Source organism: Austwickia chelonae NBRC 105200 (assembly GCF_000298175.1).
Classification (GTDB): Bacteria; Actinomycetota; Actinomycetes; order Actinomycetales; family Dermatophilaceae; genus Austwickia; species Austwickia chelonae.
On the sequence record NZ_BAGZ01000017.1, the window covers coordinates 47,930 to 61,186 of the forward strand.

Consider the following 13,257-nt stretch of genomic DNA (forward strand, 5'->3'; position numbering starts at 1 on the left):
GGCAGACGGGTGGGGCCGTCGGTCAGTCGACGGTTTCTCCGTCGGCGGGGGGCACCGGGGTCAGGCTGGTCAGGTCGTAGGGGGTGCGCTGGTAGACGTAGAAGTTCAGCCAGTTCGAGTAGAGCAGGTAGGCGTGGCTGCGCCAGGTGACCATGGGGGTGGCCTGCGGGTCGTCGCCGGGGAAGTAGTGGGCGGGGACGTCGATGGGCAGGCCTCGGGCGACGTCGCGTTCGTATTCGGCGGCGAGGGTGCGCCGGTCGTATTCGGGGTGTCCGGTGACGAAGAGCTGGCGTTGGTCGCGGCTGGTCACCAGGTAGACGCCGGCTTCGTCGGATTCGGCGACGAGATCGAGGCCGTCGTGGGCGAGGACGTCTTCGCGGGCGATGCCGGTGTGGCGGGAGTGTGGTGCGGGGAAGATCTCGTCGAAGCCGCGGACGATGGGGGCGTGCCGTCGGAGTACCTGGTGGTCGAAGATGCCGAAGATCTTCGCGGTCAGTTCGTGTTTGGGGACTCCGAAGTGGTGGTAGAGACCGGCCTGGGCGCCCCAGCAGGTGTGCAGGGTGGAGAAGACGTTGTCCCGGGACCATTCCATGATGTCGACGAGTTCGTCCCAGTAACTGACCTCTTCGAAGGCCATCAGTTCGACGGGGGCGCCGGTGATGATGAGTCCGTCGAATTTGCGGCCGCGGACCTGGTCGAAGGTCGTGTAGAAGGTTTCGAGGTGTTCGACGGGGGTGTTCTTCGATTCGTGGGATCTCATCCGCAGCAGGGTGAAGTGGATCTGCAGCGGGGAGTTGGCGAGGAGTCGCAGTACCTGGGTCTCGGTGTCGACCTTGGTGGGCATCAGGTTGACCATGGCGATGTGCAGTGGCCGGATGTCCTGGTGGTCGGCCCGGTCGGTCGACATGGTGAAGACGTTCTCGGCTTCGAGTGTCGCCCGGGCGGGCAGGTCGCGGGGGATGGTGACGGGCATGGTCGGCTCCTCGGGGCTGCCGTGCGCGATGTGATCGGCCGTGGTCGAGCGTAAGCCTCGGAGCTGTGGCCGGGCGAGCCGATGGCGCAGTGGTCTTCGTCGGGATCCGCGTTCGGTGCCGGGCATTCATGGCGGGGTGGGGGTGTGTCGGCGGGGTGCCGCTGCAGGTGGTCGCGGCACCCCGGCCGGGTGGGTCAGTCGCGGCGGTGGGGGCAGCCTCCTTGGGCGCCGCGTGCGCACCAGGCGAGGTGGTCGACGCAGGCGAGGGCTTCGGGCGGGGAGTCGACGGGGGTGTTGAAGGGGATGCGGACGATGCGCGGGGGGACGGCGCGGGGGCACAGGGTGGTGATCCCGCAGGTGTCGGCGCTGACGGGGAGGATGGCTTCGGTGAGGCCGTCGCGGCCGAGGCAGAGGTCGGCGATGAGGGCGAGTTCGTCGGCGTGGGTGGCGGAGAGCAGTCGGACGAGGGTGGCGCTGTCGGCGGCGAGTCGGTCGACGGCGGCGCGTTGGACGTCTTCTGGGTCGAGGTCTGCGGAGTCGAAGAGGTCGCGGGCCCAGACGCCGTCGATGTGGATGCGCAGGATGCGGGCGTCGGGCCAGTCGGTGAGGGTCTGGGCGAGCATGAGGCATTCGGTGTCGCTGGTGTCGGGGAGGGATCCGACGGGCAGCAGGGTGGCTTTTCCTCGGACGAGGACTGCTGCGGTGGTGAGGGCGTGGTCGGCGAAGGGTGCTTGTTCGGTGATGGAGATGACGACGGAGGGGGTGCCGTCGAGGTCTTCGGTGGTCCAGCCGTGGAGGCGGTCGGGGTCGGTGACGACCCAGGTGGTGCCGTCGTGTTCCTGGCCGTGGAGGACGGGGACATTGGCGGAGCAGGTGGGGACGCGGGCGAGCCGCAGGGTCGCGGTGCCGGCGCCGCTGAGCAGTCTGCGGGCCATGGAGGGAAGCGCTTCCCCTTCCGGGGTGGCCGTGCTCACCTGTGCCGGATCGGGGTGGTGCGTCATCGAAGGGTCTCCCGTCGGTGCGTGCTGTGGGCGGGAAATGAAGGTGTGTCCGACCCACATGTTGATAGTTAGGTTAGGCTAACCTAATATCAAGTCCTGTGACGGTGCACCTACCGACGCGGAACCACTGGTGTTCCACAGTATTCCGTGTCGGCAAGGTCACCGGCACTTCCAAGAAGTCCGTGATCAGACGTGTGGCGGCACGTCGTAGTCACGGCCGCCCGGGCCGGCAAGCCCGGGCACGGTGGAACGGGCCCGGCCGGGCGGGGCTGGCCCGACCCGATCCACCATGGCGGAGCGGCTCGTCCTTGTCCGGGCGAACCGCTCCGCCCTGAAAAACCCACCCCGGCACGGCCAGGACCACCCCGCAGATCACCCCCGACGCAACAACACCAACACCTCCGCGTGATCGGTGTGCGGGAACATGTCGAACAACCTCGCCCGCACCGGACGCAAAGACGGCATCGCCGCCAGATCCGAGGCCAACGACTCCGGACGGCAACTCGAATAGACCACCGTGCGCACCCCCGAACACTCCAACGCCTCCGCCGTACGCGCCCCGACCCCCCTGCGCGGCGGATTCACGATCACCACATCCGGCACACCCCCACCGGACAACATGCCCGCCCGCACCAGCGTCGACACATCCCCGACCTCGAAAGACACCGGAAGACCCGCAGACTCCGCACTCCGACGCGCCCCCGCCACCGCCGCCGCGCTCACCTCGACCCCGGTCACCGACACCCCTGCCGCCGCCACATGCAAGGCGAAACCACCCGCGCCGCAGAACAGATCCAACACCGACCCCGGCGACTCAGCCGCCACCCACCGTGCCGCCTCCCGGTAAAGACCTGCCGCCACCACCGAATTCGTCTGCAGGAAAGCCCCCGGATCCACCTGGAGATCCGCCTCGCCCACCCGCATCGACAGGCTCCGCGCAGAAGTCAGCACGACCTCCTCCTCGCCCTCCGCGGCCGCCCGATGCTCCCGCAACAGGTTCACCGTCACCACCGGAGCAGGATCCACCCCCGGACCGCCCAGACCCGCCCGACGCAACGCCTGCTGCAACATCGGCACCGACCGCCGGATCTTGCCCAGCTGCCCCTCCGAACGCAAGACGAAACGGATCATCAACGCGCCGTCCGGCGACTCCACCAGATGGACCTGCTTCAACTCGCCCGACCGGGCCGCCACATCGTACGGACGCAAGCGCAGCTCCCGGACGAAATCGGCCAACACCGGCAAAGCCACCGTCGACGACGGACCCAACAGGGCACACCCCCGCAGATCGACCCCCCGACCCTCCGGCCCCAGGATCCCCAACGTCGGCTCCGACGGCGTCCCACCCACGACCATCTTCGCCTTCGACCGAAAATGCCGCAGCGGCGACCCGAAAGGCTCCTCCCAGCACAACCCCGGGAAAGAACCCACCGTCTTCTCCACGAACGCCTGCTTCGCCGCCAACTGGACGGCATACTCCTGACCCATCCGAGAACACGAGCGACAGGCCCCGGCGTCGAAATACTCACAGTCCACCGACCGATTGTCCCCGATCACCACCACCCCACCCACGACCCGGACCAGCTCCACCCCAGGTTCATCTGATAGCGACAGAGAAGCGGGCGAACGTCCGAAAACACCCGGCAGAGGAGAAAATGTTGCGTCGACGAACCATCCCGGTCGACCTGCTCCGCGGAGTCGCACTCCTCGGCATCATGATGAACCACGTCTTCGGGGCGACCCCCGAATCCCGGATCTGGTGGGACTTCCACGCCATCGGATTCGCCCTGCTCATCGGCGTCGGAGCCGGACTGGCCGTCCCCACCCGCGGCGCGCGCCGAATACCCATGATCCGAGCCTTGATCCGAGCCGCCGTCCTCGCCGCCATCGGGTTCACCCTCGAGATGCTGCCCAACGCCGGCATCCACATCATCCTCGTCCGCTTCGCGATCGTCACCGCCCTGGTCACCCTGATCGCCGGAGCGCCCCGCCGAATCACCCCCTGGGCCGCCGGGATCCTCCTCCTCGCAGCACCCCTGACCGGATGGCTGTGGCAGATCCACGACCCCTCCGCCTTCGGCGCCGCCACCGGCTGGCCCTCGGCCCTCCACCAGGAGACCTGGATGCGGATGCTGCTCCTGCCCTACTACCCGGCCCTGGCCTGGACCGGCGTCGCCGTCATCGGCCTGTGGGCGATCCGCACCTTCCGCCTCGACCGGCCCGGCAGCCTGCGCAGCCTCGCGGGCGCCGGACTGCTCCTCACCCTCACCTCCCTCGCCTTCACCTGGGTCGCCTGGCACACCATCGGCATGCCCGCCGGCGTCGACCTGCGTCTCCTCGCCGATGGGGAATTCCCCACCTTCACCCACGACTGGCGCTGGCTCCTCGGCATCGGCGCCTATCTGCCGACCACCCCCAGCCTGCTCCTCAGCTCAGGAGTGGTGCTGCTCGCGCTGGCCCTGTGCTCCTGGCTGTGCCTCGCACCCTCCCTCCGCGCCGTGCTCACCCCGGTCGCCACCATCGGCGCCATGACCCTCACCGGCTACACCGTGCACGTCCTCCTCGAAGGACTGCTCCAGCAGTGGGCACAGGCCACGACCACCGGGCAGAGCGACAACCCGCTGGCCGCCGCACTCGCCGGCACCGGCCTGCAGCCGCCCACCGGTTGGCTCTCCTACGGCGTCCAGGTGGCTCTGCTGGCCGTGCTGCTTCTCAGCTGGCAGCGACTCCCCGGCCGTCTGGGACGCGGACCCCTCGAATGGCTCTCACGGACGGCGGCCTCCGTCGCGCGTTGACCGGGCTTCCCGGGGGACCAGCCGGCCGGCTCCGCGCTCACCGCAGAACTCGTGACGTCGGGCCACCACCCGGCCGCGGGAGAGCACCGCCTCGACGGTGCAGTTCACCCGCAGACCCGCATAGGGCGAATAACCGGCCCGGGAGTGCAGATCGGTGGCGGACAGTACCCGGCTGCGACGCGGGTCGATCACGGTGACATCGGCGTCGCTCCCGGGGGCGAGGACCCCTTTGCGGGGGTACATGCCGAAGATCCGGGCCGGGTTGGCGGCGGTGACCTGGACGAAACGTTCCAGGCTGATCCGACCGGCGACGACCCCTTCGGAGAAGAGCACGGGCATCCGTTCCTCCACGCCGGGGATCCCGCCGGGGCAGGACCGGTAGTCGTGGACATTCTCCCGTTTCTGTTCGGGGGTGAACGGGCAGTGGTCGGTGGCGACGACCTGGATCTCGCCGTCGGCCAACCCCTGCCACAGGGCGGCATTGTCGGCGGCGGTGCGTAGCGGGGGCGCCATCAGGTAGAGGATGCCCTCCTGGGGGCCGCCTTCCCGGAACCTGTCCTGGGTCAGCGTGAGGTATTGGGTGCAGGTCTCCACGTGGAGATTGCGCTGTCCGGTGGCCCGTGCGGCGCGGACGGCCGCCAGGCTCTGCCCGGCCGACAGGTGCACGATGTACAGCGGCGCGTCCCCGGCTACCCGGGCCAGGGCGGCCAGTCGGGTCACCGCTTCGGCTTCGGCCTCGGCCGGGCGGGTCACCGCCTGGAGGAAGGGGTCGTCGCATCCCTGTGCGGCGTAGCGGTCCTGCAGGGCCGTGCAGATGGCGTCGTTCTCCGCATGGGTGGTGAGCAGTCCCCCGCTGCCGGCCAGGGTCTCCAGGACGGTCAACAGTTCGCGGTCGTGGACGGGGTACCCGTAGGTGGTGTACGCCTTCACGCTGGGGAAACCGTCGGCGGCCAGCCCGGTGAGTTCTTCGAGGACGTCCTGGTCGATGTGTTGCAGGACGCCGTGGAAGCTGTAGTCGATCGGGCTGCGTCGGGCCAGTTCGCGGTATTCGTCGAAGCGGGAAGCGAGGGTGCATCCGGGCGCGCCGAAGGCCATGTGGTCGATGACGGTGGTGGTGCCTCCGCAGGCTGCGGCGACCCCGCCGGTGTAGAAGTCGTCGCACGACCGGTAGGTCGGTGTCTGTTGGAGGTCCATGTGGGTGTGGGCGTCGATCCCGCCGGGGAGGACGTACATGCCGGTGGCGTCGATGACGGTGTCGTATCCGTCGGGGTCGAGGTCGACGGCGATCATCTCGATGTGTTCGTCGCGGCAGGACAGGTCGGCCCGGATGGTGCCCCCTTCGGTGCAGAGCATTCCGTTGCTGATGAGGGTGCGCATGCGGGGCTCTCCCTGGTGTGGTGGGCGGTCCGGGAACGGTCCTGGGGCGGCTACGCGCCTGATTGTGGCCCATCGTGCTCCGGCCCACCGAGGAATCGCCTTATTGGACAGTGGTCTTGGTCACGTACGGGAGGAAAGTCCTTCCCTTTCGTCCGAAGAGGTCCACCATGGGGAGCGTCCTGTCGGGGGACGGTTCCCACAGGGAATTCGAAGGCAGTGCCCTGCCACGGAAGGGACAACGATGTCACCACGGTTGTTGTCGTCGACGCCGCCGGTGAGCGGCGCGATCATCGACGTCGGCGCGGTCGATTACGGGATCCTGTTCGTCTATTTCGCCTTCGTGCTGGGGATCGGGGTCCTGGCACGCCGTCAGGTGTCGGGGTCGATCGATTTCTTCTTGTCCGGTCGTTCCCTGCCTGCCTGGGTGACCGGGTTGGCGTTCATCTCGGCGAATCTGGGCGCAGTGGAGATCCTGGGGATGTCGGCCACCGGGGCCCAGCTGGGGATGCCCACGGTCCACTACTTCTGGATCGGTGCGATCCCGGCGATGGTCTTCCTGGGTGTCGTGATGATGCCCTTCTACTACGGTTCCCGGGCGAGGTCGGTCCCGGAGTTCATGCTGCGCAGGTTCGGGACGGGTGCGCACCTGGTGAACTCGGTGGTCTTCGCGGTCGCCCAGCTGCTGATCGGTGGGATCAACCTCTACCTGCTGGGGACGATCGTGCACGCCCTGCTGGGGTGGCCCTTGCCGGTGGCGCTGCTGGTCGCGGCCTTGGTCGTGCTGTCGTACATCACCCTGGGCGGTCTGGCCGCGGCGATCTACAACGAGGTGTTGCAGTTCTTCGTCATCGTGGCTTCGCTGCTTCCGCTGACCCTGCTGGGTCTGCACCGTGTCGGCGGGTGGGGCGGCTTGCAGGAGAAGATCGCCCAGGCGGCGGCTGCGGCTCCGGCATCGGCTGGGGTCCCGTCGGCCGAGCAGCAGTTGCATTCGTGGCCGGGCCAGGCGATCTCCGGTTTCGACCATCCGGTGCTCTCGGTGGTCGGGCTGGTCTTCGGTCTGGGGTTCGTCCTGTCCTTCGGGTATTGGACGACGAACTTCGTCGAGGTGCAGCGGGCGATGGCGAGCGATTCGATCTCGGCGGCCCGGCGGACCCCGATCATCGGAGCCTTCCCGAAGATGTTCATCCCCTTCCTGACGATCCTCCCCGGGATGATCGCGGCGGTGCTGGTCGGCGAGATCGCGCGGACGAAACGGGGGGAGAAGGTGCCGGGAGGGGCGTCCGGGGAATTCGTGACCTACAACGACTCCTTGCTGTTGTTGATGCGCGACATCCTGCCCAACGGTTTGTTGGGATTGGCGATCACCGGCCTGTTGGCGGCTTTCATGGCGGGAATGGCGGCGAATGTGTCGGCCTTCAACACGGTCTTCTCCTACGACATCGTGCAGACCTACCTGGTGAAGGATCGTGACGACGGCTTCTACCTGAAGGTGGGGCGGGCCGCCACGGTGGGGGCCACGGCGATCTCCGTGGCGACGGCGGGTATCGCCGGGCGGTTCAGCAATCTGATGGATTACCTGCAGACGCTCTTCGGCTTCTTCAACGCGCCCTTGTTCGCCACGTTCATCCTGGGCCTGTTCTGGAAGCGGATGACACCGACCGCCGGATGGGTGGGTCTGGTGGCCGGGACGGCTTCGGCGATCGGGCTGTTCGCGGCGTCGAAGAGCGGTGGGTTGTTCGTCCTGCCCGGTCAGGGGCTGGCCTTCCTGTGTGCGTCGACGGCTTTCGTCGTCGATCTGGCTGTGAGCGTGCTGGTCTCCTTGGTGACCAGGCCCCGTCCGGACGAGGAATTGCGTGGGCTCACCTATTCCTTGACTCCGAAGGAGGACGTGGTGGATCCGGAGGAGGCGCAGTTGCCGTGGTATCGCAGGACGCTGCCGATGGCCGGTCTGGCCATGGGGATGGTTGTCGTACTCAATGCGATGTTCTGAGAGGTGATGATGTCTCGCGGTGAGGAGAAGTCGACGGCGAGGGCGGCTGCTTTCGATATTCGTAATGTCATCGGCCTGTTGATGGCGCTCTACGGCGTCATCCTGACCGCGATGGGACTCTTCGGTGATCCGGCTCTGGCCAAGACCGGCGGGGTGAATGCGAATCTGTACGCCGGGTTGTGCCTGTTGATTGTCGGGGCGATTTTCGCGCTCTGGGCGTGGAAGCGGCCGGTGGTCATGATCGAGAAGCCAACGGACACATAGCGGTTAGCTCAGAGAGCGGATTTTTCCGAAGTTCGCGCTGCTCAGCGGGCTCCGCGCGGACACGAAGAGGGCCATTGGGACGATGGTCACATTTTTGTGGAACCGAACAGCTGATTCGTCTTTTTAGGATAGACGCCCGCTCTGTGCCGATCCTATGATGAAGCCGCAGTCGCACTTCGTGGTCGGACGTCCGTTCCGGCTCCGGAAGAGGCGCGCTGTATGTGGGTGAAGGTGCCGACGGGGCAACGTGTCGGCACCTTTTCTTGCGCATGTTCTGCCCGGTCTGGTCGGCCCAGAGACAATCACCTCTTCGGTATCTCGATCTGGGCATGTCGGAGTAAATACACATCCAGAAGGATCGAGACAATGTCGTCATCTCACGACACCACCGCAGACGCGGCGTCGACACCGGCCACGGAAGGCCCGGGGGACTCCGCGGAAGCCGCGCCCACCATGAAATGGACGCGCTATGACACCGGCTGGATGATCAGCCTCTTCGGCACCGCGATCGGCGCCGGAATCCTCTTCCTCCCGATCAAGGCCGGCGCCGGCGGCCTGTGGCCGCTGCTGGTGGTGACCTTACTGATCGGCCCGATGACCTACCTGTCCCACCGCGGGCTCTCCCGATTCGTCTGTGCGTCCAACCGCCCCGGTGACGACATCACCGCCGTCGCCCAGGACTTCTTCGGGGAGAAGTTCGGCCGGGCCATGACGGTCCTGTACTTCCTGGCGATCTACCCCATCGTGCTGATCTACGGCGTCGGGATCACCAACACGGTGGACAGCCTCATGGTGAACCAGCTCCACCTGCCGTCCGTGCCGCGGGTCCTCCTCTCCGGCGTACTGATCGCCCTGATGATGGCGGTGATGATCGCCGGACAGCGCATCATGATCATGGTGACCGAATGGCTGGTCTACCCGCTGATCGCGATCCTCTTCGCCGTGACGATCTACCTGGTCCCGAGCTGGAACCTGGGCGACCTGCTCTCCGTCCCCACCCCCGGTGACTTCGCCCTGTCGATCTGGGTGACCATCCCGATCCTGGTCTTCGCCTTCAACCACTCGCCGGCGATCTCCCAGTTCTCCCTGGCGATGAAACAGCAGTACGGCGGGAAAGCCGCCGACAAGGCCTCGCAGGTGCTGAGCCGCACCACCGTCCTGCTGGTGGTCTTCGCGATGGGCTTCGTCTGGTCCTGCGTCCTCGCCCTGGGCTCCTCCGGCCTGGCCGAGGCGAAGAAGGCCAACCTTCCGGTCCTCTCCTACCTGGCGAATGTCCACGACAGCCCGTTCATCAGCTACCTGGGCCCGGCCGTGGCGATCGCGGCGATCGCCTCGTCCTTCTTCGGACACTACCTGGGCGCCGCCGAGGGCGCCGTCGGCATCGTCCGCTTCTTCGACCCCAAGGGCGAGCGGATCGCCGAACGCCCGCTGAACACCGCCATCGCGGTCTTCATCTTCCTGACCACCTGGGCCGTCGCCGTCGTCAACCCGAGCATCCTCAGCCTGATCGACACGCTGTCCGGCCCGGTCATCGCCGTCGTGCTCTACCTGATGCCGATGTACGCGGTGTACAAGGTCGAGGCGCTGGCCCCTTACCGCGGTCGGCTGTCGAACATCTTCGTCATCGTGGCCGGACTGGTCGCGGTCGGTGGCATCCTCACCGACGTGATTCAGGTCCTGGCCAAGAGCTTCGGCTGATCCACCTGCCGAACTCCCCGGGCGCGGCCCGGGAAGGGCACCGATACACCTCGTGGGTGTGCATTCCTCGGACGGAATGCACACCCACGGCCGTCCCCGGGGTCTCGGTGCTCCGGATGTCCTGTCTGGAACACCGGACAGATCACCCCTGGGCTGCGCGCATGACGGCGTACTGGTTACCCAGATGCTCGTCGACCCCCGTCCCGTAACGACCCCAGGCCTGCAACCGGATCAGGTACAGGTTCATCTGGCGCCTCGCCTTACGCGCAGCCTGCTTCCCCTCCCTCTTACGGAGGCGACTCAGATAACGGCGACGCTCTCCACCCGCGCCGATGGCGATCCTCTCCACCTCGGTGAGTCGACTGTCGTCGCCGGGCTCGGCACCGCTGACCGAGATGGCCGCCTCCATCAGATAGGCCCGCTCGGAACGCCACAGCCACTGCAACACGAAGTACAGGACGGCCAGGCTGATCGGGACCTTCGCGAACACCATCACCAAGACCATCGGCCCCGGGTAGTGGGCATTGCCCATGAAGTGCAGCGTCCACGCCAGACAGTAGAATCCGGCGAAGATCTTCAACCGCTGGTAGCCGCCGACCCTGGCGTTCCCCGTCCTTCCGAGCAGATAGGCCACTCCGACGCCGGCCAGCGCACTGAACAGGTTGTGCCCGCTGAAGTCACCCAGGAACCGCAAGGCGGCAGTCGTCGCCGCATCGTTGAGGTCGCCCTGCGGGCTGTTGATCGCACTCTGGATGCTGTAGATGACGTTCTCCGTCACCTGGAATCCCAGGCCGACGAAGGCACCGACCATCAGACCGTGAGCGGGCCGGGTCAAAGTGCCCTTGGCGATCAACAGGATCAGCGCGATACAGACCGCTTTCGACCATTCCTCGGTACTGGGTCCGAAGATCGCCGCCGACCACAACCGGGCGAGATCTTCCCCGAGGAGCCCCGGCGCGACCGTGCCGCTGTACGAATTCCCCATCGTCGACAGATAGGTGGCGATGGTCGCCCCGCCGGCGAAAGAAGTCAGTATCACCCAGGTGCGTCGGATCTGGTAGATGTCACAGGACATCATCGCCCAGACGCACAGCGCGACAGAGGGGATGAAGAAGAGCAGCATCGTCGCCATCGCGGCCTGGACCGCGATGAAGGTCGCACCGATCGTGGTGATCAGGAGGATCCCGCAGCTCGTGGTCAGGAAGACGAAGAGCCACCACAGGGCGGAGTCCGGACGGAAGAACTCGTGCCCGTACAGGAGCGGACTGGGCGTGAACAGCGGGTTGTCGAAGGGGGCGGTGCGTTCGCGCCTGCTCATTTCGCGTTCTCCTTGAACGTGAAGGAATCGACGATCGGTTCGATCTCGTGGGGGCGGGTGCCGTCGGGGGCGAGCGACATCACGATCACCAGTGAGTCCTTCTGCCCGAACATGGCGCATGTTCCCTGGTGGTCGCCCATGGGCGAACCGGCGCGGCAGTATCTGCCGGTGAAATTCGTGGAGGTCTTCACCTTCCGGTCGTCGAGGGTGATCAGGGCGCCCCGCAGGCTCCGGCTCCGGATCTGCCGGTTGATGGCTTTCGGGATGTCGGTGGCCTTGGCGACATGGGAGATCTGCAGCACCCGGCCGCCGCTCTGGTACACGGCGTGGTCACTGCTGCCCTGGCCGATATAGATCCATCCGGGTGGCGGCTGGTATTCGATCCGCCCCTTGTCCCCGTCGAAGCCGTCGCGTTGGTTCTTGGCGACGGTGGACGTCGGGGGGCTGAGCACGGCTGCCAGCGTGGCCGGTACCGCCCAGGTCGCGGCCAGTGCCACGACGACCAGGCCGGCTTGGCCGATGTCGGTGATCCCCTTGAACGGGATGTGCACGAGGTTCTCCTCTGGGATGGATCTTGACAGGACAGGTGAGGAAGGGAGGGGTCAGTGCGATGTCACCCTTCTTCTTTGAGCGAGAGGGAGCTGATGAGCTGGTCGACGTCGACGGGGTCGCCGCCTTCCTCGCTCACGGAGGTGATCGCGATCATGAAGTTCTTCCGGCCGAGCAGGGCGCAGTCGCCGTGCTGTCCGTCGCTGCGGGAGGTGACCCGGCAACGTGAGCCGATGAAACCGTTCGGCGTGGTGATCTTCTGGTTCTTCAGGTGGATGAGCTCGCCCTTCAATGCGGCCGACCGGATCCGGTGGTCGATGGCGGAGGACATGTCGTCGATGCCTTTGACGAGTGAGACCGCGATGACGTGTTTCCCGTCGCGGTACATGACCTCGTCCTTCTTCGACTGCGCGGCACGTTGCCAACCGGCGGGGGCGACGTATTCGACCTCGTGGTGTGCGTCCAGGGCGAACTTTTCGTGCTGGTCCTGGGTCAGGTAGGTGGCCGGGACGCTGATGGTCTCGGTGACGGGTTGGGTGTCACCCCAGGCGACGGAAAGGAAAGCGAGGAAGAGGACGGCGGGGCCGACGCCGGTGAGTCCTTTGACGGTGCGGTGCACAGGGTTCTCCTGGGTCTCCGGTCCTGAAAATGGGCAGGATCGGTCGATGGGGCGGCCGGATGGGCCTACGGGAAGGTCTGCGGGGCATCGGGAGATGCCCTCTGGATGTGTCGCGGAGGAGGGTCCGGGCGTCTGGTGAGGGCGCCCGGGGCGGTCACATCAGCAGGTAGGACCGGGCTGGCGCCAGAGCGGCCCGGCAGTTGTGTCGCCTGAGGCGGTCACGGAGGGAGGTCGTGGTCGGAGGGAGTCCGACGGTGGTGTTCCACTGGGTGCTCACATCACGTCCTTGGGGTGAGAGGGGGGTGCGGATCGGCTGTGGCGCGTTTGCCGGTCCGGTGCTGTCCGGGTGGGGACATCAGTGGTGGTGCTGGGCGACACCTGCTTCCAGTTGTCGAGGTGGGGCGGTCTGATGAGACGCGGCGTCCGGGCCCGGTACGGATCGCACTGCAGCACGGCCCAGAAGAAGAGCCCGGTGGCGACGTGGAAGGGCAGGAAGGACAACAGCGAGACCTTGGCCTGGGTGATGAGCGGACCGAACGCGACGAGCAAGGCGATCCAGCAGATCACGCAGGCGGTCAGGGAGAGCCGCCACGCCGCTGACGTGGGGCGGAAGAACTCATGGATGTTCCCGGAGGGTCTGTCCTCAGGGAGGTCCGAGCTCGAGTTGGACACG

At 66.7% G+C, this 13,257-nt stretch carries 12 protein-coding genes; 4 read left to right on the plus strand and 8 right to left on the minus strand.

Annotated elements, in window-relative coordinates:
- Nucleotides 1-22: 22 nt before the first annotated feature.
- The 3 genes from metA to AUCHE_RS12045 all read right to left on the minus strand — a co-directional run bounded on the left by metA (nt 23) and on the right by AUCHE_RS12045 (nt 3,510).
- Nucleotides 23-973 (minus strand): homoserine O-acetyltransferase MetA, encoded by a 951-nt coding sequence (gene metA / locus AUCHE_RS12035; protein ID WP_006503590.1) that lies wholly within the window; start codon nt 971-973, stop codon nt 23-25.
- Between the two features lie 194 nt (nt 974-1,167).
- Entirely contained in the window at nt 1,168-1,974 is an 807-nt protein-coding gene (locus AUCHE_RS12040) for a hypothetical protein (protein ID WP_006503591.1), read from the minus strand.
- Between the two features lie 372 nt (nt 1,975-2,346).
- Nucleotides 2,347-3,510, minus strand: coding sequence for a methyltransferase domain-containing protein (locus AUCHE_RS12045; protein WP_006503592.1), 1,164 nt, complete (start codon nt 3,508-3,510; stop codon nt 2,347-2,349).
- 119 nt (nt 3,511-3,629) lie between these two features.
- Here AUCHE_RS12045 and AUCHE_RS12050 point away from each other — a divergent pair, with 119 nt between their 5' ends.
- Complete coding sequence (locus AUCHE_RS12050; RefSeq protein ID WP_006503593.1) at nt 3,630-4,769, plus strand: DUF418 domain-containing protein; 1,140 nt, start codon at nt 3,630-3,632, stop codon at nt 4,767-4,769.
- Here the strand turns inward: AUCHE_RS12050 and hydA are convergent.
- A complete protein-coding gene (hydA, locus tag AUCHE_RS12055; protein WP_006503594.1) occupies nt 4,740-6,146 on the minus strand; it encodes a dihydropyrimidinase in 1,407 nt (468 codons plus the stop codon). The genes AUCHE_RS12050 and hydA overlap by 30 nt on opposite strands.
- 241 nt (nt 6,147-6,387) lie before the next feature.
- On the opposite strand from hydA, the gene AUCHE_RS12060 reads away from it, so the two are divergent.
- The 3 genes from AUCHE_RS12060 to AUCHE_RS12070 all read left to right on the plus strand — a co-directional run bounded on the left by AUCHE_RS12060 (nt 6,388) and on the right by AUCHE_RS12070 (nt 10,098).
- Nucleotides 6,388-8,136 (plus strand): sodium:solute symporter family protein, encoded by a 1,749-nt coding sequence (locus tag AUCHE_RS12060; RefSeq protein WP_006503595.1) that lies wholly within the window; start codon nt 6,388-6,390, stop codon nt 8,134-8,136.
- Between the two features lie 6 nt (nt 8,137-8,142).
- Entirely contained in the window at nt 8,143-8,400 is a 258-nt protein-coding gene (locus tag AUCHE_RS12065; protein ID WP_245706767.1) for a hypothetical protein, read from the plus strand.
- A gap of 366 nt (nt 8,401-8,766) precedes the next feature.
- Nucleotides 8,767-10,098, plus strand: a complete 1,332-nt coding sequence (locus AUCHE_RS12070; RefSeq protein ID WP_006503597.1) for an aromatic amino acid transport family protein — start codon at nt 8,767-8,769, stop codon at nt 10,096-10,098.
- A gap of 142 nt (nt 10,099-10,240) precedes the next feature.
- Here AUCHE_RS12070 and AUCHE_RS12075 read toward each other — a convergent pair whose 3' ends face one another.
- The 4 genes from AUCHE_RS12075 to AUCHE_RS12090 all read right to left on the minus strand — a co-directional run bounded on the left by AUCHE_RS12075 (nt 10,241) and on the right by AUCHE_RS12090 (nt 13,256).
- Nucleotides 10,241-11,416 carry a PrsW family intramembrane metalloprotease gene (locus AUCHE_RS12075; RefSeq protein ID WP_006503598.1) on the minus strand — a complete coding sequence of 392 codons (1,176 nt, stop codon included), beginning with the start codon at nt 11,414-11,416 and terminating at the stop codon, nt 10,241-10,243.
- Nucleotides 11,413-11,967 (minus strand): hypothetical protein, encoded by a 555-nt coding sequence (locus AUCHE_RS17005; protein WP_006503599.1) that lies wholly within the window; start codon nt 11,965-11,967, stop codon nt 11,413-11,415. Before AUCHE_RS17005 ends, AUCHE_RS12075 begins: the two co-directional genes overlap by 4 nt.
- Nucleotides 11,968-12,029: 62 nt before the next feature.
- Complete coding sequence (locus tag AUCHE_RS12085; protein ID WP_006503600.1) at nt 12,030-12,584, minus strand: hypothetical protein; 555 nt, start codon at nt 12,582-12,584, stop codon at nt 12,030-12,032.
- Between the two features lie 273 nt (nt 12,585-12,857).
- Nucleotides 12,858-13,256, minus strand: a complete 399-nt coding sequence (locus AUCHE_RS12090) for a hypothetical protein (protein ID WP_006503601.1) — start codon at nt 13,254-13,256, stop codon at nt 12,858-12,860.
- Nucleotide 13,257 lies beyond the last annotated feature (1 nt).